Genomic DNA, 19228 nt, shown 5'->3' with positions numbered 1-19228 from the left:
CCCGCCCCCCCCCCCCCGCCCCGCCCCCGCCGCCCCGCCGCCCCGCCCGCCCCCCGCCCCCCCCGCCCCCCCCCCCCCCCCCCCCCCCCCCCGCCGCCCCCCCGCCCGGCCCCCCCCCCGGGGGGGCCCCCCCCCCCTCGCGGGTTCTGCGGGTGTTACTCGGGACGCTCGCCCCGGCGCACCTGCGGCTTGGGCAGGCGCATGCGGCGCATCGTAAAGGTACGCATCGCGGCGTACCAGCGGGTGCCGGGCTGGACGGTGCCGAACGTGCGGCGCAGTGCCGCGTGCAGTCGGTTGGACATGATGATCGCGTCGATCACGCACAGGATAATGTAGCCGTACACGACCCAGATCAGTGTGATGGCCACGGACTGCACCGGCAGGAACATCAGGACCAGGATCAACAGCAGGAAGATCAGCACGTACTCGCCGATGTTGAACCGTGAGTCCACCCAGTCCCGGGCGAAACGGCGCTGGGGCCCAGCGTCCCGCGGGCCCAGGTAGCGTTCGTCTCCGGCGGCCATGCCGGCCTGTGCCTGGGCGCGCCGTTCCCGTTCCGCGATCCTGGACTCGGCTTTGGCGGCCTTGCGGTCCTCCGGGATCAGGGGTCGGCGACGCGCGGCCTCCTGTTCCTTGCGGGTGGGGGTGGGGCGGCCCTTCTTGCCCTCGGGCGTCCTCCCGCCACCGGGCTGCCCACCGCGGTCGGTGGGGACGGCGGGATCGGTCGTGGCGCGCGCGCCCACGGCGGTGGATCCCGAGGATTCAGCTGACTTCTTGCGTCGAAACACCCGACAAGCCTACCGGAGTGCCACGACGTCACCGCGCGCGTGACAGGAGGCAACCGAACGGGCTTGCCACGGTGCGCGCCGAGCTCCCGCCGTTAGGCTGGGCCCATGGCTACTGACTTCACACGTCCCAGCTCCGACACCGTTGACGCCCTCCGGGCGAGCGTGGACGGTTCCCGGGACATCCTGCTGGAAGAACTCGGCTCTCTCGTGGCGATCCCCGGCATCGCGTGGGACTCGTTCGACGCCGCCGACCTCGAGCGCAGTGCCGAGGCCGTGGCCGGTCTGCTCCGGGACCTGCCTTTCGACAGCGTGGAGATCCTGCGCGAGCCCCGCGGGGACGCTCCGGGGCACCCCGCCGTCGTCGCTCGCAAGGCCGCGGCACCCGGGTACCCCACGATCCTGTTGTACGCCCATTACGACGTCCAACCCCCGGGCAAGCGCGAACTGTGGAACACCGAGCCGTTCGAGGCCGTGGAGAAGGACGGTCGGCTCTGGGGTCGCGGCGCGGCCGACGATAAGGCCGGCGTTATGGTGCACGTGGGCGCGCTGCGCGCGTTCTTCGAGCGCATCGGCGAGCACCCGGGCCTGGGTGTGACCGTGTTTATCGAGGGCGAGGAGGAGGCCGGTTCGCCCGGCTTCGAGGACTTCCTGGCCGCGCACCGGGACAAGCTCGCCGCGGACGTCATCGTGATCGCGGACTCCGCGAACTGGGAGGTGGGCGTCCCGGCACTCACGACGAGCCTGCGCGGCGTCGTCGGAGGGATCGTGGAGGTCAGCGTGCTGGACCACTCGGTGCACTCCGGCATGTTTGGCGGGCCCGTTCTGGACGCACCCACGCTGCTGTCGCGACTGATCGCGACCCTGCACGACGACGACGGCGCCGTGGCCGTCGCTGGGCTGCTGAGCGAGGACGACACGGACGTGGACTACGACGAGGACCGCTTCCGCGAGGACGCCGGCGTGTTGGACAGTGTGCAACTTGCCGGGCGCGGCTCGATCTCGTCGCGGCTGTGGACCCAGCCGGCGCTGTCCGTTACGGGGATCGACGTCACCGATGTCGCGACCGCCTCCAACACCATCGCGGCCACCGCGCGCGCCAAGCTGAGCCTGCGGATCGCTCCTGGCCAGGACGAGCGGGAAGCGGGGGAGGCGCTGCGCAAGCACGTGGAGGACAACGCCCCGTTCGGCGCGCACGTGAGCTTCGCGCTCGAGGAGACCGGCCCCGCCTTCCGTGCGGACACCGGCGCCGTGAGCTCGCAGATCGCCCTGTGGGCTTTCGAACAGGCGTGGGGACGTCCGGCCGTCACGGCGGGGATGGGCGGATCCATCCCCTTCACCGCGACCCTCACCCGGGCGTACCCTGAGGCACAGATCCTGATCACTGGTATCGAGGACCCGGACACCCGGGCCCACAGCGCCAACGAATCCCTGCACATCGGGGACTTCCTGCACGCCGTCACCGCCGAGGCCCTCGTGCTCGCGGCGCTGGCCCAACAGGGAGAGCGCAGCGCGGAATGATTCCCCGCGCCGGCGCGTTCCACCAGGCAGAAGGGATCCACCGAACCCGGGGTCGCAACCCCGCGTCGCACAGAAAGTGAGCACCATGAGCGTCACCACCGACAACGAGATCACCCAGGACACGCCCACCCACGAGGTCCTGCTCACGGACACCGCGGCCCAGAAGGTCCGCGACCTGCTCGAGCAGGAGGGGCGCACCGACCTGCGGCTGCGCGTCGCCGTGCAGCCGGGCGGCTGCTCCGGTCTGATCTACCAGCTGTATTTCGACGAGCGCGTCCTCGACGGCGACCACGTCCGCGGCTTCGACGGCGTGGAGGTCATCGTGGACAAGATGAGCGTCCCGTACCTGAGCGGGTCCACCGTGGACTTCGAGGACTCCATCTCTAAGCAGGGCTTCTCGATCGACAACCCCAACGCGCAGGGCTCATGCGCGTGCGGTGACTCGTTCCACTGATCGACCGCACCGAACAGGGGTGCGTTCGGATCCTCACGGGGGTCCGTGCGCACCCCTTTTCCGTGCCCGCTCGAAGGGCTCATCGGTGCACGCAGGGGAGGGGATCGGCGGGGTCTGCGGACGGCCCCGCTCGCGACACGGCGTGCTGACACAGTGTCAGCGGATCCGGGGGTGGAGGGGTAAGCTTCCTAGGGAGAACCATCCACGGGCAACGCGTCCATTGTGCCCACGCGCAGGACCGATGCGGAACCCACACACACAAAGAGGAAGGGCCGTCTGTGAGTTCGCAAACTCGAACCGGCAGCCGCCGCCGCCGAGCGCTCAAGGCCTCGGCAGTGGCAGTCCTGGCGACGATCTCGCTCACCGCTTGCTCGGAGCAATCGAAGCTGGGCTTCTTGCCCACCGAACGGGGCACCACCGACAACGCCGATCAGGTCATCGACTTGTGGATCGGGTCGTGGATCGCGGCGCTCGGCGTGGGTCTCGTGGTGTGGGGTCTGATGCTCTGGTGCATGGTCGCCTACCGGCGTCGTAAGAACGAGACCGGCTACCCCCGCCAGCTCGCGTACAACGCCCCGCTGGAGATCTTCTACACGATCGTCCCGATCGCCCTGATCGTGACCCTCTTCTTCTTCTCGTTCCGCGCGCAAACGGCCATCACGGACCGCTTCGAGAACCCGGACGTCAAGATCCAGGTGTACGGCAAGCAGTGGGCGTGGGACTTCAACTACCTGGACGACAACGTCCACTACCAGGGCATCCAGGCGCACCTCACGGGCGAGCCCGGCGTCGAGGAGACCCTGCCCACCCTGTACCTGCCGGCCGACAGCAAGGTCGAGCTGGAGATCACGTCCCGCGACGTCATCCACTCGTTCTGGGTGCCCGCCTTCCTCGAAAAGATCGACATGATCCCGGATCGCACCAACTACATGAGCTTCACCACCGGCCGCGAGGGTACCTTCGCCGGCAAGTGCGCCGAGCTGTGCGGTGAGTACCACTCCGAGATGCTCTTCAACGTGGCCGTCGTGAGCCAGCAGGAGTACGACGCCCAGATGCAGCGCCTGCGCGACGAAGGCAACACGGGCATCCTCGGGGACGAGTACAACCGCAACCCGAACCTCAACGAAACGTCCAACAACTAGGGGATAGGCAATGTCTACGCTCGAATATTCGCGGGACGACGCGGCCACGACCGCACCCCGCGTTGTCCCACGGTCCAAGGGCCGGGTGATCGTCAACTGGCTCACCTCGACCGACCACAAGACCATCGGGTACATGTACCTGATCTCGTCCTTCATCTTCTTCTGCGCCGGTGGCGTGATGGCTCTGCTGATCCGCGCCGAGCTCTTCCAGCCGGGCATGCAGATCCTCGAGACCAAGGAACAGTACAACCAGCTGTTCACCATGCACGGCACCATCATGCTGCTGATGTTCGGCACCCCGCTGTTCATCGGTTTCGCCAACGTGATCGTGCCCCTGCAGCTCGGTGCGCCGGACGTGGCCTTCCCCCGTCTGAACGCCCTCGCGTTCTGGTTCTTCCTCTTCGGCTCGCTCATCGCGGTATCCGGGTTCATCTCCCCGCAGGGCGCGGCCTCCTTCGGATGGTTCGCCTACGCGCCACTCAACAGCACGACATTCAGTCCGGGCGTTGGTGGTGACCTATGGGTCTTCGGCCTGGGCCTGCAGGGCTTCGGCACCATCATGGGTGGCGTGAACTTCATCACGACCATCGTGTGCATGCGTGCGCCGGGTATGACCATGTGGCGCATGTCCATCTTCACCTGGACCACGCTGATCACCTCCATGCTGATCATCATGATCTTCCCGCCGCTGGCCTCCGCCCTGTTCGCGCTGGGTATGGACCGGCGACTCGGCGGCCACGTGTTCGACGCCGAGAACGGTGGCGCCATCCTGTGGCAGCACCTGTTCTGGTTCTTCGGTCACCCCGAGGTCTACGTGTTGGCCCTGCCGTTCTTCGGCATCGTCTCGGAGATCGTCCCGGTGTTCTCCCGCAAGCCGATCTTCGGGTACAAGGGTCTCGTCTTCGCGACCATCGCTATCGCGGCGCTGTCCGTGACCGTGTGGGCGCACCACATGTACGTGACCGGCGCGGTGGCCCTGGGCTTTTTCTCCTTCATGACCATGATGATCGCGGTGCCCACCGGCGTGAAGTTCTTCAACTGGATCGGCACCATGTGGCAGGGGTCGCTGACGTTCGAGACGCCCATCCTGTGGGTGCTCGGCTTCCTCTTCACCTTCCTGTTCGGTGGTCTTACGGGCATTATCCTGGCGACGCCGCCGCTCGACTTCCACGTCTCCGACACCTACTTCGTGGTGGCGCACTTCCACTACGTGATCTTCGGAACCATCGTGTTCGGCATGTTCGCGGGCTTCTACTTCTGGTGGCCCAAGTTCACCGGCAAGATGCTCAACGAGCGGATCGGCAAGATCCACTTCTGGCTGCTGTTCGTGGGCTTCCACATGACGTTCCTGATCCAGCACTGGCTGGGTGTGGACGGCATGCCGCGTCGTTACGCCGACTACCTGCCCGAGGACGGGTTCACCTGGATGAACCAGTTCTCGACCATCGGTTCCATGCTGCTGGGAGTGTCCATGATCCCGTTCTTCTGGAACGTCTACACCACCCACCGCAACGCCAAGAAGGTGGAAGTGGACGACCCGTGGGGCTTTGGTGGTTCCCTCGAGTGGGCCACCTCCTGCCCGCCCCCGCGTCACAACTTCACCTCGTTGCCTCGGATCCGTTCCGAGCGCCCCGCGCTGGATCTCCACCACCCGGAGCTCTCGGCGTTCTCCAGCCAGCAATATGAGGCCGAGACCCCCCTGGTGGGCGGCACCGGAAGGAACGGACGATGAGCGCAACTATCAAGACGTTCCTGCTGCTCGGTGTGTTCTGCACCGTGGTGGGCCTGGTCTACGGATTCGTCACCGAGTTCCAGGAACTCGCCGGGTTCCCCGCACTGTTGGCCGTGGCCGCGATGAGCTTCATGCTCGTGGTCTACCTCTGGCTCGTGCAGCGGTCCACCGGGGGCACGCTCCCGGAGGACCGCGAGGACGGTGAGATCGTGGAGATGTCTGGTGACTACGGGGCCTTCTCCCCGTGGAGCTGGTGGCCCCTGCTGCTCGGCATCGGCTCGGCGCTGTTCGTGACCGCGCTGGCGGTCGGATGGTGGATCATCGGCCTGGCGGTCCCGGTGGCCGCTCTCGGTCTGCTGGGTCTGGTCTTCGAGCACTCCCGCGGGGAGCACGCTCACTGATCAGCATCCGCTGACCATACGACGAGGCCCGCATCATCATGGGATGGTGCGGGCCTCGTCGTATGTCCCACCGGGGAAGGGTTCACGATCAGCCGCGCCCCTCATGAACGGGGATCGGGCATCCACACCCGCGTCGTGGAGCCTTCGGGGTAGTAATGGCCGGCGGGGATGCTCTGGAGCTCCACGAGCATTCCCCACGGTGCCTTGACATGGACCGGCCCTTCGCCCTCGGCGTGGTTCGCCGTCCGCGGTCAGGCCGTCGTACACGACCCCGGCACCGAGTCTGTCGACGATGAACCGGGTGGTGGCGTCGAGATCGCGCGCGGTGACGCCGATGTGCTGAATACCGCGCGGAAGCAGAGGTGAATTCATGACGACATCGAGATGGACCATGTGCCCGGGCTATGCTGCACGGATCCGTCGCGGCGGCCGCCGCAGGTCATCCCCGTCCGGGGTGAGATCGCGCAGGCGGGAAATCCCCAGGCGGGCCAGACACCGACCCACGGTGCGCAGGTGCATCTGGTGCCCGAGATCCAGCAGGTGACGGTGGATGCGCCGGGCCGAGCTGGCAGCTGCCTCGGTCCCGGCCACCACCGCGGTCTGCTGGCTCAGTGCATCGAGGATCTCATTCGTGAGGGGCTCGGCCAGCCTGGGTGCGTGCTTCTTGAGCCTGGCCCGCACGTGCCCGCCACCGGCCGCGGCCAGTGTGGCCGGGGTCGGGTAGCGGCTGAGCAGGTCGGCTACCGCCGGGTGGGTGACCCGTGGCCCCAAGACCCGTTCCAGGGCCGGGTGGATCTGGGGGAGCATCCCGCGCAGCCGGTTGGAGGTGGCGGTGATCTGGGCGGCCAGGTCATCCAGGATCGCGCGCAGCCGGGCCTCGTCGTTGGGCAGTGCCTTGTCGTAGACCGTCTTCCCGGCCGCGGTCACGGCGTGGTGGTCGGACTCGCCGACGTCGAGGCCGAAGAACACCGCCGGTTGTGGTTGCTCTGACAGGGCCGAGTCCCTTGTCCTCCGCTGCTGCACGAGCATGCTGGCCGACCGGTGAGCACCCCTCCATCCTGCTGGACGAAAGGGCCACGAAGAAGGTCACGGGGGCTCTCTTGCCCACAGTGGCGGCGGCCACCATCTAGCGGGGATGAGGCTGACGCTTCGGCTGACACCGTGTCATGGGTTAAATGGTTCCATGGAACCCATGCGGAAACTTGCAGGGGAAGGGGGAGCAATGGCCCACGGGCTCGCGTTGGTAGGCCTGCCGGAGCTCGAGTTGCACGGCATGTCGGAAGCGGTACGGGACGAAACCGAGATCCCGGGGGCAGTGGCTCGCCTTCTCGAGCGGTTGAACGGCCAGGGCGCCATCGAATCGCGGGATGTGCATCTCTGCTATGACGGAACGGGCGACAGGACGCTGATTCGGGTCACAGCGGCCGTCGGAGAGCCGATGACGGGTACTCGCCCCGTGACCTTACCGGGGGCCGGAACGGCAGCTGTCATTCGGTTCGGGGAGCGGCCGGTCAATACCGGGGACGCATGGCTCATGGTGGACACGGCACTTCGAGGCAAGGGGCTCACCGCCGTGGGACCGTATCGTCAGACCATCCATGGGGACGGGAGCGTCACCCTTGCCGTGCCCGTCAGCTCCGGGACGCCGCGTACGGAGGCCGAGGCCAGCGCATAGAACAGTGACCAGCCGGCTCCGGGCTGGAGGCATAGGAAAGGGCCCGTTCGGATTATGTGATCCGAACGGGCCCTCCCGATCAGCGATCGAGTCAGCTGGGCCCGGGGCCTACTTCTCGATCTGTGCGCTGTGCGAGCCGGCGCCGACGCTGGCGGGCTCGGCGTGGTGATGACCGTGAGCCGCTTCCAGCTCGGCGGGCGTCACGGGGGCCACACGGTCCTCGAAGAAGATCCGGCTCAGACTGCCGCGCATCTTCTCACTCGCCGTGACCTTGCCCTTGGCATTGGCACGAGCGGGTTGGACCTCGCGGTCCTCGAAGTTCACGAGCTTGTAGCGACGGTATTCATCCAGGGGCTCGTGGACCTCCACGAACTCACCGTGGGGCAGGGCCTGGATGCGGCCCGACTCGCGGCCGTGGAGCACGATCTCCCGGTCCTTGCGCTGCAGGGACAGGCAGAAGCGGCGGGTGATGATGAACGCCAGGATGGGGCCCAGGAAGTACAGGGCTCGCAGCCAGTAGATGACGTCGTTCACGGCCACGTGGAAGTGGGTGGCGATGAGGTCGCCGCTGGCCGCGATCATCTGGATGGCGTAGAAGGTGACGCCGGCGGCGCCCACGGCGGTGCGGAACGGCGCGTTACGCGGACGGTCCAGGATGTTGTGCACGCGGTTGTCGCGGGTCACCCAACGCTCGATCCACGGCCACGCGAACATGACACCGAACATCAGGGCCATGGGGATCAGCGGCAACAGAATGGCCAGCGGAACCGCCAGACCGAAGATGTTGACCTCCCACGAGAAGGGCCAGTGACCGGGCATCAGGCGCAGACCGCCGTCGGAGAAGCCCATGTACCAGTCGGGCTGGGAGCCAGCCTGCACGGGGGAGGGATCGTAGGGACCGTAGTTCCAGATCGCGTTGATCGTGGTGGTCGCGGCGATGGCGGCCAGGATGCCGAACACGATGAAGAAGAATCCACCCGCTTTCGCGGCGTAAATGGGACCCACGGGGAAACCCACCACGTTGTCCTCGGTGCGACCCGGACCGGGGAACTGGGTGTGCTTGTGGACCACGACCATGAACAGGTGGATCACGATCATCATGAGGATCAACGCGGGGATGATCAGCACGTGCACGATGTAGAGGCGACCGATGATCGCGTGGCCGGGGAACTCGCCACCGAACATGAACATGGAGATGTAGGTACCCACGATCGGGACGGCCTTGGCGATCGCGTCCGCGATGCGCAGACCGTTACCGGAGAGCACGTCGTCGGGGAGCGAGTAGCCGGAGAAGCCGGCCACGATCGCCAAGATGAAGAGCACGCAACCCACGACCCAGTTCAGCTCACGCGGGCGGCGGAACGCGCCGGTGAAGAACACACGCAGCATGTGCACGGACAGCGCCATGACGAACAGCAGCGCGGACCAGTGGTGCAGCTGCCGCAGGAAGAGGCCGCCGCGGATGTCGAACGAGATGTGCAGGGTGGAGGCGTACGCCCCGGACATCTCGACACCCTGCATGGGGACGTAGCTGCCGTTGTAGGGCAAGGACGTCATGGTGGGGTCGAACCAGAACGCCAGGAAGGTGCCGGACAGCAACAGGATGATGAAGCTGTAGAGGGCGACCTCACCGAACATGAAGGACCAGTGGTCGGGGAAGACCTTACGGCCGAACTCCTTGACCATCGCGGAGGCGCCCACGCGCGTGTCCACGAAGTTGGCGATCCGGCCCGTGGTGGTCGTGGGGCGGTATTCGAAGTCTGTTGATGTGGACATTAGTTCGCCTCATCCTGCATGTCTTGGACGGCGAGATCGCGCTGCGAGTAGGTCGGTCCCACGGGCTCGTGGAAGTCGCTACGGGCAACGAGGTAGCCGTCGGAATCAACGGTAATGGGCAGCTGCGGCAGGGGGCGGGATGCCGGGCCGAAGATGACCTCGCACTCGTTCGTGAGGTCGAACGTGGACTGGTGGCACGGGCACAGCAGGTGGTGCGTGTGCTGCTCGTACAGGGCGATCGGGCAACCCACGTGCGTGCAGACCTTGGAGTAGGCGAAGATGCCGTCCACGTTCCAGTCACTGCGCTCGGGGGAGACGTTGACGTCCTCCGGGGCCAGTCGCATGAGCAGGACCACGGCCTTGGCCTTCTCGTCCAGGTAGCCCTCTTCGTGGCTCAGGCTGCTGAGGTTCTCCGGGACCACGTGGAACGCGGAACCGAGAGTCACGTCGGACGCCTTGATGGGGGTACCGGAGGGGTCGCGTACCAGGCGCACGCCCTCGTCCCACATGGTGTGGCGCAGGACCTTGAGGTCGGTGGGACCGAGGTCCTTGAGCAGACCCACGAAGGGGAGGGGCATGAGCACTGCGGCGCCGATCAGCGTGTTGCGCAGCAGCGGGCGGCGCCGCACACCGGACTCGTCGTAGATGGTGTTCAGGATGCCCTGCGCCTCGGCGCGGTCCTCTTCCGGGCGCAGGTCGTGGCGCATCTCCACGATCTCGTGGTCCGGCATGAGGGTACGGGCCCAGTGGACCACCCCGATACCGATGCCGAACATGCCGAGGGCGATGCCGAGGCCCAACAGCAGGTTCTGCAACCGCAGCTGCGCGGTGGGCTCGGTGTTGACGGCGTCGTACAGAGGACCGTCCACGCGGATACCGAAGTACGCCACGAAGAACAGGATGGATCCAATGATGGAGAGCAGGAACAGCAGGACCACCTGGTGTTCAGCTCGCTTCGCGGCCTTGGGATCTACGTCCGTCACGCGGGGGCGGTGCGGTGGAAGCCCCGGGTTGGGGAAGTTTTCCGTGCCCGTTCCGTCCGAGGTGACAACCGCCCCGCTCTTGTGGGGAGTGCCGTCACGATGGTCGCCCATGTGGTCCCTCATTCTTCTCTTGGTGCTGTGAATACTGTTTCGGGTGCCGGTGGGTACCGGCGGGGCGCTCTCAGGCGGAGCGCGAGGTCAGCCACACGGTGAAGCCGATGACGATCACCAGGCCGATGGTCCAGATGAACAGGCCCTCGGCCACGGGGCCCAGGGAGCCGAGGCTGAAGCCACCCACGTTGGTGTTGTTGTCGAGGGTCTTCAGATACGTGATGACGTCCCGCTTCTCCTCGGGGGTGATGTTGGCGTCGTTGAACACCGGCATGTTCTGCGGGCCGGTCTGCATGGCCTCGTAGATGTGCTTTTCGCTCACGCCCATGAGGGAGGGGGCGAACTTGCCGCGGGTCAGGGCACCGCCCTGGCCAGCGGCGTTGTGGCACATGGCGCAGTTGGCCAGGAACACCTTGGCGCCGTTGGCGGAGTTGCCCTCGCTGATGTCGAGGTACTCCTCCTCGGGGACGGCGGGGCCGGCACCCAGGGAAGCCACGTACGCGGAGAGCTGCTTGGTCTGTTCGTCGTTGAACTGCTGCGGCTTGACCTGCGCCTGGGGGCCCTGCATCTGCATGGGCATACGGCCGGTCCCCACCTGGAAGTCGACGGAGGAAGCGCCCACGCCGATCAGGGAGGGACCGGTGTTGGTGCCCTGGGCCTGCATGCCGTGGCACGTGGAGCAGTTGGACATGAAGAGCTTCTGCCCCTCCTCGACGTCCTGAGCCGAGTACGTGGTGGTGTCGGCCTTGGCTTCATTGGTGGTTGTGGCAACTGCGTAGAGTCCACCGGTCAGAAGCAAAGCCATGACCAACAGCGCGAGGGCTGCCATGGGATGGCGGCGCTTTTGTGAGAGTGCCTTCACGTCAAACGTTCCTTTTACTCGGTTCTAGAACTTGGATGGGCGAACGGTCCTGGGGGCCTACTTGATGAAGTAGACCAGCACGAACAGGACGATCCAGACCACGTCGACGAAGTGCCAGTAGTAGGACACCACGATGGCCGAGGTGGCCTCGTAGTGACCGAAGCGCTTGGCAACGAAGGCGCGGCCCATGATGAAGAGGAATGCGATCAGGCCACCGGTCACGTGCAGGGCGTGGAAACCGGTGGTGATGTAGAAGGCGGAGCCGTAGGCGTTCGCAGCGATCGTGACGCCTTCGGAAACGAGAGCGACGTACTCGTAGACCTGCACGGACACGAACACGGCGCCCATGAGGAAGGTCAGGGCGAACCACTCGGTCATGCCCCACTTGGTGAACTGGAGGATGCCGCCGGTGCGCCGGGGCTGGAGCCGCTCGGCGGCGAAGACGCCGAACTGGCACGTGACGGAGCTCAGCACCAGGACGATGGTGTTGGCCAACGCCATGGGCACGTTGAGCAGCTGTGTGTTCTCGTGCCAGACCTCCGGGGAGGTGGCGCGCAGAGTGAAGTACATGGCGAAGAGTCCGGCGAAGAACATCACTTCGGAGGACAACCACACGATGGTGCCCACGGATGTGAGGTTGGGGCGAGTGATGGTCGCGCCCACCGGTTTGGCTGGGGTATGAGTCGCAGTTGTCACAGAGACATTATGTCGCCAAAACTCCTGGCGAACCAACCACCACGGCCTCCGCAGCGCATCGTGTCGCGTCCTCGAGGTGTGATCTGGACAACCCTCCCGTCCGCCGGCCCCCGCCTGCCACCGCACTGCGTCACGCGGAGTGACGGCGCGATAGAGTCGAAGCCGTGACTACCTCGAACGCCTCCCGCACGAACAACCACTGGCCAGACGTGTTGACGAGCTTGTCCCGCGGCGAGGACCTGTCATGGGACCAGTCCTACTGGGCCATGGACAACATCATGGCGGGCGAGGTCCCCGACACCGTGGTCGCGGGCTTCCTCATGGCACTGCGCACCAAGGGGGAGAGCGTGGCCGAGCTCAACGGTCTCGCGGACGCCATGGTCGCTCACGCCCGCCCCATCTCCGTTCCCGCCCCGGCGCTGGACATCGTGGGCACCGGCGGGGACCGCCTCTCGAGCGTCAACATCTCCACGATGTCCGCCCTGGTGTGCGCGGGGGCGGGGGTGCGGGTCGTGAAGCACGGCAACCGGGCGTCGTCGTCCAAATCGGGATCGGCGGACGTCCTGGAGGCCCTGGGCGTGCAGCTGGACATGCCCGTCGAGCGCGTCCAGCGCGCCGCGCGCGAGGTGGGGATCACCTTCCTGTTCGCGCAGACCTTCCACCCGTCCATGCGCTTCGCGGCCGCCGCACGCAAGGCCCTCGGGGTCGCCACTGCATTCAACTTCCTGGGCCCGATCACCAATCCGGCCAAGGTCAAGGCATCGGCGATCGGTGTCGCGGACGAGGCCCTGGCGCCGCTGATGGCCGGCGTGTTCCAGAACCGTGGCGACCGCGCGCTCGTCTTCCGCGGCGGTGACGGGCTCGACGAGTTGACCGTCACGGCGCCGTCCCGGATCTGGGAGGTGCGGGATGGCCGGACCACCGAGCACACGCTCGAGCCCCTGGACCTGGACATGCCGCGCGCCACGATCGAGGATCTGCGCGGCCAGGACGCTGCCTACAACGCCGGCGTGGTGCGCGACATCCTCGACGGATTGCAGGGGCACGTGCGTAACGCGGTGCTGCTCAATGCCGCCGCCGGGCTCGTCGCCATCGACGAGAGCGCCGATGCTCCCTTCGCCGAACGTTTCGAGGCCGCCGTTGGGCGTGCGGCCGAGTCCATCGACTCGGGTGCGGCGCGAGACGTCCTCACCCGGTGGGTCGAGTTCGCCGCGCGGTGACCACCCGGTCGTCGCTCCCGCTCGGCCCGTCCGTGCGGTACCGCACAATCTGACGACGACGCCGCTCGCCCGGTTTCCGGAGGAGCGGCGTCGTTCGTGCTACGGCCGGGGAGTCAGTCGTCGATCCCCAGGGAGAAGGCCGCATCCAGATCGTGCGTGCTGTACGTGCGGAAGGCGATGTTGGTGTTCGTGGACTCCACGCCCTCAACCTTGGACAGCTGATCGGCGATCACGTCCGCGAGCCGTTCGTGCTGGTGCACCCGAACCACGGCGATCAGGTCCCACTCACCAGTCACCGAATAGACCTCGGTCACGCCGCGGATGTCCGAGACTTCCTGGGCGACCTCCGGGATCCGGTCCGACGAGGTCTTGATCAAAACGATGGCGGTGAACATGGGGTTCCTTTCCACGATGTCACTCCACTGTATCGGTGGGTCGATGGCGCGGCGGGCGTCTCGGAGCGGCCGGTGGCAGGGGAGTCGTGGCCGTATCAGCGACGACGAACTCGGGCCACGCCCGCCAGGACGAGGCGGTAGCCCACCAGGAAGACTCCCAGCACCACCAGGCTGACCAGAACGAACGACCACGCCGTGCCATCGCCTGTGAGAACACGTAGGAGCATCCCGACGAGTTCGGTGCTCAGCCATACGACCACGCCAGTGGGCACCACAGCCGCCGGACGACGCGCTCCCCGTGCCATGAGCCACCCGATGAGCGTCCCCGCTAGGAAGGGCCACGCGGTGGTGAGCATGCCCAGGACGTCCTCACCGTGGGCTGAGCGCCCGATGGCGGCGAAGACGATCACCAGACCCAGGTCCACGGCCAGGAAAACGGGCCAGGCTCTCGTGGTTCGCTCGGCGGAAGGAGCTGATCGAGGCGATTGCGGGGGAGAGGCCACTGACGTGCGGGAGTCCGATCCGGGACGGGGTTGTGAGCTCATGTCTCCAGTTTATGGCGGGTTCTGGAAGCTTCCGAACGGATGAATTTCAAAGTGAGAATCGCAGGATTTAGTTCGAGTTCCACCTATAACTTTAAGAACCGGCCCAAGGCGCTATGACGCTCTCATGGACTGGGCCAGCTGAGGTCGCCGCAGCGGGGGGTCTTCACCCCGCGAGAGCACGGACCTCCAGGGGCTGCCCACATGCCGCGGATGCTTTGGCTGCAAGTTTCAGAGCGCCGGCCTCACTGGCGACCTCCACGATCCAGCAGCCGCCCAGAGCGGGCCCCGAACTCACCCGCGGGCCGGGGAACACCGCGGGGGATCGCCAGCTGCACCCGTGGCATCGACGGTATGGGTGGCCTCGGGCGGGGTGAGGCCGCCGGCGAGGACCAGTTGCCCGGCGTCCTGCAGATCCTGGTTGAAGGTGGCAACCGCTTCGAAGGCGCGCTGCATGTCGTCCTCGGACTGACACGCCTTACCCGACGACTGGATGCCCGGATCGTGGAAGACGGAGATCATGAACCGTGCCATGGTGGCATCTTTTCGTATTGTGGAATCTATTCCGCGCTGGAGTCTTGAGAAGAATGGGCTTCGTTGCGTCCGAAACATCGCGTCATGGTGGAACCAGAAGCATCCTGCCGAGGGATTCGAGCCGCTCGGCGACGTCGAACGGTCGGTACTGGCAGAGCGCGTGTGCCCTCATCATGACGCAGGTCGCCGGACTGAGTACATACACGAGCAGAAACCCGAGATGTGTATCTAGACGCGTTGAGCAAAAGCGTCACGCAACGCGCCGTCCCGTAGCTTTGCATGGAGTCGCTCAGCCGGTGACCCATGGGACGAGGGGCCGAGTCGCCGCCTGAGCTCACGGCCATCTGAGGCCTCCCAGAGGCTGAATCGGGTTCGCCCCATATCGCGTCGTTACTAACGTACCCCCATGACCGATAATGTACATTATGTAAAGTAGTCCGAAAGTGGAGTGGCCGGAACGGTCCCTGGGCCTCTCCCGCCGGCACCCTTAGCCCTCGGCCGACCGCAGCGCCCACTCCTTCTTGTGGTGCCCCAGTCCGATCCCTCCGCACACCTCCCGCGACGTGATCCCGTTGACCGCGTCCTCACTGTTGGCCATCGGGTGCAGCTCGAGCAGGTGCTCGGGCATCTTCTGGGTAACAGCATCGACCTGCTCCTGCGAACCGACTACCGCCCCGGGCAGGTTCTCCACCCGGGACGTGGCCGTGGGCCATGCGAAAGCGAGAAGAACGACACACACGTCGCCCGCTCCCCCATCCCCCGCGTGCGCTCGCGCTCCCTGCAGGAGACACACGACGCGTTCGCAGTCGCCGTCGAGTCGCTACTCTCCGGGGTGCTTGCGGCCCCGGCCGACGGCTGACCACGGGCTGGGGACCATGGTCCGTCTCCGACGGCCGGGCCTGACCGTTGTACCGGGGCCCTGCTGCGCGAACGACGATCCGAACCCGCATACTCTGCAGCCGAAGCGGCCCCGCCCGCGCGGCGACGGAGTCGACGTGCCGGAACGCGCACGACCACGGGCGGCCACCCCGGAAGGGTGACCGCCCGTCGTCGTCAATTATTCAAACCGGTCGAGAGGGCGCCGGAGGGCGCGGACCGGCAGGGAGTCAGCGGTTGAGGACCGTGATGGCCTCGTGGGCGCGCTCGGCTCGGACCTGCACCAGGTAGGTGTCCGCGGCCGTGGTGCGCACGGACTTGAAGTCTCGCTTCCCGCCGGTGGCCAGGTGCGCCACGAAACCGAAGATCACGCCCCACACGGCACCGATCACCACGGACCACAGGATGATGGACAGCCAGCCGAACGCCGGGGCGAACAGGCCGAACAGGATGCCGATGAACAGGCCCAGCCACGCGCCGGAACCCAGGCCGGCGAGCGCGGCGCGGCCCTTGGTCAGGCGACCGGTGACGTATTCCTCGGAGCGCAGGCCCTCGCCCACGATCTTGACGGTGGAGACATCGAACTCGCGGTCGGAGAGCGTGTCCACGACGGCCTGGGCCTCGGCGTAATCGGGGAAGCGGGCGATCGTCTCGTATTTAGCGGCAGCGGTCTGGATCTCGTAGGCCATGATTCCCCTCACAATTGGTATGTATGATGCAAACGCCCCGCTTCCACCATATCAACCGGGCTCACGGCATCTAGAGCTCACAGCACCGAGCGGTAGACCTCCAGGGTCTGCTGCGCGATGGACTCCCACGAGAAGTGTTCCTCCGCGCGCGTGCGTCCCGCCTGACCCATGCGGTGAGCGCGGTCGGGGTCGGAGACCACGTCGGTGAGGGCTGCGGCGAAGTCGTCCACGAACTTCTGGGGGTCCAAGGGTGTGCCGGTGCCGTCGGTGACCTGTTCGATCGGGACCAGGCGGCCGGTCTCGCCGTCGACGACGACTTCGGGGATGCCCCCGGTGGCAGTGGCGACCACGGCGGCGCCGCAGGCCATGGCTTCGAGGTTCACGATGCCCAGGGGTTCGTAGACGGAGGGGCACGCGAAGGCGGTGGCGTGGGAGAGGATCTGGATCACGGCGCGGCGGGGCAGCATCTTCTCGATGAGCACCACGCCCTCGCGCTCGGTCTTGAGCTGGTCGATGAGGGCGTTGACCTCGGCGCCGAGCTCGGGGGTGTCAGCGGCGCCGGCGCACAGGACCAGTTGCACCTCGGGCGGCAGCTGCAGAGCGGCGCGCAGGAGGTAGGGCACGCCCTTCTGGCGGGTTACGCGGCCCACGAAGACCACGGAGGGCTTGGTGGGGTCGATGCCGTACTCGTCCAGGACGTCGGTGTTCTCGTCTCGGTCCCACTGGCTGACGTCGATCCCGTTGTGCACGGTGCGTACACGCTGGGGGTCCACGTCCGGGTAGGAGGCGAGGATGTCGCGGCGCATGCCGTCGGACACGGCGATGATCGCGGCAGCGGCCTCGTAGGCGGTCTTCTCCGCGAAGCTGGACACCCGGTACCCGCCGCCGAGCTGTTCGGCCTTCCACGGGCGCAGGGGTTCCAGGGAGTGGGCGGAGAGCACGTGGGGGATGTCGTACATGAGGGAGGACAGGTGCCCACCCATGTTGGCGTACCACGTGTGGGAGTGCACCAGATCCGCGCCCTGGATGTCCCCGATCATGGTGAGGTCCACCCCGAGGGTCTGCACGGCGGCGTTGGCATCGGCCAGTTCACCCGGCACGGGATACGCTTGCACCTGGGCGCCATGGAAGTCCGGGTCCCGGGGTTCGCCGAAGCAGCGGATGTTGAGGTCCACGAGCGGTGCGAGCACGCGGGACAACTCGGCCACGTGCACCCCCGCTCCCCCGTAGATGGTCGGCGGGAACTCTTTGCTCAGGATGTCTACTCGCACACTGCGAGCGTACTGCACGGGGTTGCTCGCACACAGGTGCGCAAAAGTTCGCGAAACTTCCGGCGACACGGTGTTCCGCCTTGCCGAGTGGGACACAATGACGGGGAAGACCAGTCAAAGACGACGCCGTGTTGTGGTCCGCGAGGGCTCTGACTGGCTCGGGAAGTGAGGGGTACGAATGTCACGACACAAGAAAGTCCTTGCCATCGTTCTGGCCGGTGGGGAGGGCAAGCGCCTGATGCCGTTGACGGAGGACCGGGCCAAGCCCGCCGTGCCGTTCGCGGGCGGGTACCGGTTGATCGACTTCGCGCTGTCCAACCTGGTGAACTCGGGGTACCTGCAGATCGTGGTGCTCACCCAGTACAAGTCCCACTCCCTGGACCGGCACCTGTCCGAGACGTGGCGGTTGTCCACGCAGCTGGGCAACTACGTGACCTCGGTGCCCGCGCAGCAGCGCCGCGGCAAGGAATGGTTCCTGGGCTCGGCCAACGCGATCTTCCAGTCCATGAACCTGATCGACGACGCCGATCCGGACATCGTGGTGGTCGTGGGCGCAGACCACGTGTACCGGATGGACTTCTCGGACATGGTGGAGAAGCACATCGAGTCCGGGGCGAAGGCCACGGTGGCCGGTGTGCGCCAGCCCATGGAGATGGTGAAGTCCTTCGGGGTGATCGAGACGGACCCGCAGGACCCTACGAAGATTACGCGGTTCGTGGAGAAGCCGGACTCCACGGCTCCCCTGCCGGACGACCCGAACGCGTTCCTCGCGTCCATGGGCAACTACGTCTTCGACCGGGATGCCCTCGTGGAGGCGCTGCGCGCGGACAACGAGCGCGGGGACACCAACCACGACATGGGTGGGGACATCATGCCCCACTTCGCGGACCGCGGTGAGGCCATGGTCTACGACTTCACCCACAACGACGTCCCGGGTTCCACCGACCGCGACCGCCAGTACTGGCGGGACGTGGGCACCCTGGATTCCTACTACGACTCTCACATGGACCTGATCCGTCCGCTGCCGGTATTCAACCTCTACAACTACGACTGGCCCATCTACACCCACCAGATCATGGCCCCGCCGGCCAGGACGGTGCGCGGGCCCAACGGTCAGGCCGGCGTGGCCTTCGACTCGATCGTCTCCCCCGGTGTGCTGATCACCGGCGGGCACGTGGGATCCTCGGTGCTCTCCCCCAAGGTCAAGGTGGAGCACGACGCCCGCGTGACCGAATCGGTGCTCATGCAGAACGTGCAGATCGGCGCCGGGGCCACCGTGCACCGCACCATCCTGGACAAGAACGTGATCGTCCCGCCCGGGTTCACGGTGGGCCTGGACCGCGAGCGCGACCTCGCCCGCGGGCTCACGGTCACGGATTCGGGGTTGACGATCGCGCCCAAGAACTACCGCTTCCAGAACTGAGTCCGGCTCTCGTTCCGTGACACCCACTCGGCGGGCCCCCCCCCCCCGCCGGGGGGGCCCGCCGTGTAGGCGCGGACGAGGGGCGGTCGGGAGCCCGGGCGGGGGGCCGCCCCCCCCGGGGGGGGGGGGCCGGCCCCCGG

At 66.7% G+C, this 19228-nt stretch carries 19 protein-coding genes and 1 pseudogene; 8 read left to right on the top strand and 12 right to left on the bottom strand.

The window, feature by feature from the left end:
- Positions 1–155 precede the first annotated feature (155 nt).
- The gene (locus A5728_RS00560; protein ID WP_082943122.1) at positions 156–788 is read right to left on the bottom strand and encodes a DUF3043 domain-containing protein; all 633 of its coding nucleotides are present in this window, start codon (positions 786–788) and stop codon (positions 156–158) included.
- A 105-nt stretch (positions 789–893) separates the two neighbouring features.
- On the opposite strand from A5728_RS00560, the gene A5728_RS00555 reads away from it, so the two are divergent.
- The 5 genes from A5728_RS00555 to A5728_RS00535 all read left to right on the top strand — a co-directional run bounded on the left by A5728_RS00555 (position 894) and on the right by A5728_RS00535 (position 6035).
- The gene (locus A5728_RS00555) at positions 894–2306 is read left to right on the top strand and encodes a dipeptidase (RefSeq protein WP_064845204.1); all 1413 of its coding nucleotides are present in this window, start codon (positions 894–896) and stop codon (positions 2304–2306) included.
- 85 nt (positions 2307–2391) lie between these two features.
- Complete coding sequence (locus A5728_RS00550; protein WP_064845203.1) at positions 2392–2760, top strand: iron-sulfur cluster assembly accessory protein; 369 nt, start codon at positions 2392–2394, stop codon at positions 2758–2760.
- A 278-nt stretch (positions 2761–3038) separates the two neighbouring features.
- A complete protein-coding gene (gene coxB, locus A5728_RS00545; protein ID WP_064845202.1) occupies positions 3039–3902 on the top strand; it encodes a cytochrome c oxidase subunit II in 864 nt (287 codons plus the stop codon).
- Positions 3903–3912: 10 nt separating this feature from the next.
- Complete coding sequence (gene ctaD / locus A5728_RS00540) at positions 3913–5634, top strand: cytochrome c oxidase subunit I (RefSeq protein WP_064845201.1); 1722 nt, start codon at positions 3913–3915, stop codon at positions 5632–5634.
- Entirely contained in the window at positions 5631–6035 is a 405-nt protein-coding gene (locus A5728_RS00535) for a cytochrome c oxidase subunit 4 (protein WP_064845200.1), read from the top strand. The genes ctaD and A5728_RS00535 overlap by 4 nt, the downstream gene beginning before the upstream one ends.
- A gap of 528 nt (positions 6036–6563) precedes the next feature.
- Here A5728_RS00535 and A5728_RS00525 read toward each other — a convergent pair.
- Positions 6564–7064, bottom strand: a pseudogene (locus A5728_RS00525) (hypothetical protein); the annotation flags it as partial.
- A gap of 193 nt (positions 7065–7257) precedes the next feature.
- Between A5728_RS00525 and A5728_RS00520 the strand changes: the two are divergent.
- Complete coding sequence (locus tag A5728_RS00520; protein ID WP_064845197.1) at positions 7258–7710, top strand: hypothetical protein; 453 nt, start codon at positions 7258–7260, stop codon at positions 7708–7710.
- Positions 7711–7818: 108 nt separating this feature from the next.
- On the opposite strand, the gene A5728_RS00515 is transcribed toward A5728_RS00520, so the two are convergent.
- The 4 genes from A5728_RS00515 to A5728_RS00500 are packed head-to-tail and all read right to left on the bottom strand — an operon-like array spanning position 7819 to position 12138.
- A complete protein-coding gene (locus A5728_RS00515; protein ID WP_064845196.1) occupies positions 7819–9486 on the bottom strand; it encodes a ubiquinol-cytochrome c reductase cytochrome b subunit in 1668 nt (555 codons plus the stop codon).
- Positions 9486–10592, bottom strand: coding sequence for a ubiquinol-cytochrome c reductase iron-sulfur subunit (locus A5728_RS00510; RefSeq protein WP_082943120.1), 1107 nt, complete (start codon positions 10590–10592; stop codon positions 9486–9488). Before A5728_RS00510 ends, A5728_RS00515 begins: the two co-directional genes overlap by 1 nt.
- A gap of 58 nt (positions 10593–10650) precedes the next feature.
- A complete protein-coding gene (locus A5728_RS00505) occupies positions 10651–11442 on the bottom strand; it encodes a c-type cytochrome (protein WP_064845195.1) in 792 nt (263 codons plus the stop codon).
- Between the two features lie 57 nt (positions 11443–11499).
- Entirely contained in the window at positions 11500–12138 is a 639-nt protein-coding gene (locus tag A5728_RS00500; protein ID WP_064845194.1) for a heme-copper oxidase subunit III, read from the bottom strand.
- A gap of 164 nt (positions 12139–12302) precedes the next feature.
- Between A5728_RS00500 and trpD the strand changes: the two genes are divergently transcribed.
- Positions 12303–13358: an anthranilate phosphoribosyltransferase gene (gene trpD, locus A5728_RS00495; RefSeq protein ID WP_064845193.1), complete on the top strand. Its 1056-nt coding sequence runs from the start codon at positions 12303–12305 to the stop codon at positions 13356–13358.
- A gap of 113 nt (positions 13359–13471) precedes the next feature.
- On the opposite strand, the gene A5728_RS00490 is transcribed toward trpD, so the two are convergent.
- From A5728_RS00490 to glgA, 6 genes are all read right to left on the bottom strand, one after another.
- Positions 13472–13753, bottom strand: a complete 282-nt coding sequence (locus tag A5728_RS00490) for an Lrp/AsnC family transcriptional regulator (protein WP_155384267.1) — start codon at positions 13751–13753, stop codon at positions 13472–13474.
- 95 nt (positions 13754–13848) lie between these two features.
- Positions 13849–14298, bottom strand: coding sequence for a DUF3054 domain-containing protein (locus tag A5728_RS00485; protein WP_082943119.1), 450 nt, complete (start codon positions 14296–14298; stop codon positions 13849–13851).
- Positions 14299–14589: 291 nt separating this feature from the next.
- Entirely contained in the window at positions 14590–14829 is a 240-nt protein-coding gene (locus tag A5728_RS13250; RefSeq protein ID WP_082943118.1) for a hypothetical protein, read from the bottom strand.
- Positions 14830–15316: 487 nt separating this feature from the next.
- Positions 15317–15568: a hypothetical protein gene (locus A5728_RS13245; RefSeq protein WP_197493030.1), complete on the bottom strand. Its 252-nt coding sequence runs from the start codon at positions 15566–15568 to the stop codon at positions 15317–15319.
- A 367-nt stretch (positions 15569–15935) separates the two neighbouring features.
- Positions 15936–16394, bottom strand: coding sequence for a general stress protein (locus tag A5728_RS00475; RefSeq protein ID WP_064845191.1), 459 nt, complete (start codon positions 16392–16394; stop codon positions 15936–15938).
- Positions 16395–16471: 77 nt separating this feature from the next.
- The gene (gene glgA / locus A5728_RS00470; RefSeq protein ID WP_064845206.1) at positions 16472–17665 is read right to left on the bottom strand and encodes a glycogen synthase; all 1194 of its coding nucleotides are present in this window, start codon (positions 17663–17665) and stop codon (positions 16472–16474) included.
- A gap of 178 nt (positions 17666–17843) precedes the next feature.
- Between glgA and glgC the strand changes: the two genes are divergently transcribed.
- Positions 17844–19088, top strand: coding sequence for a glucose-1-phosphate adenylyltransferase (gene glgC, locus A5728_RS00465; protein ID WP_064845190.1), 1245 nt, complete (start codon positions 17844–17846; stop codon positions 19086–19088).
- The last annotated feature ends 140 nt before the right edge of the window (positions 19089–19228 follow it).

The sequence above is a fragment of the Kocuria sp. ICS0012 genome (genome assembly GCF_001665945.1).
GTDB lineage: Bacteria > Actinomycetota > Actinomycetes > Actinomycetales > Micrococcaceae > Kocuria > Kocuria marina.
The sequence above is the reverse complement of the archived record's forward strand: the minus strand, read 5'-3'. Positions and strand labels throughout refer to the sequence as shown.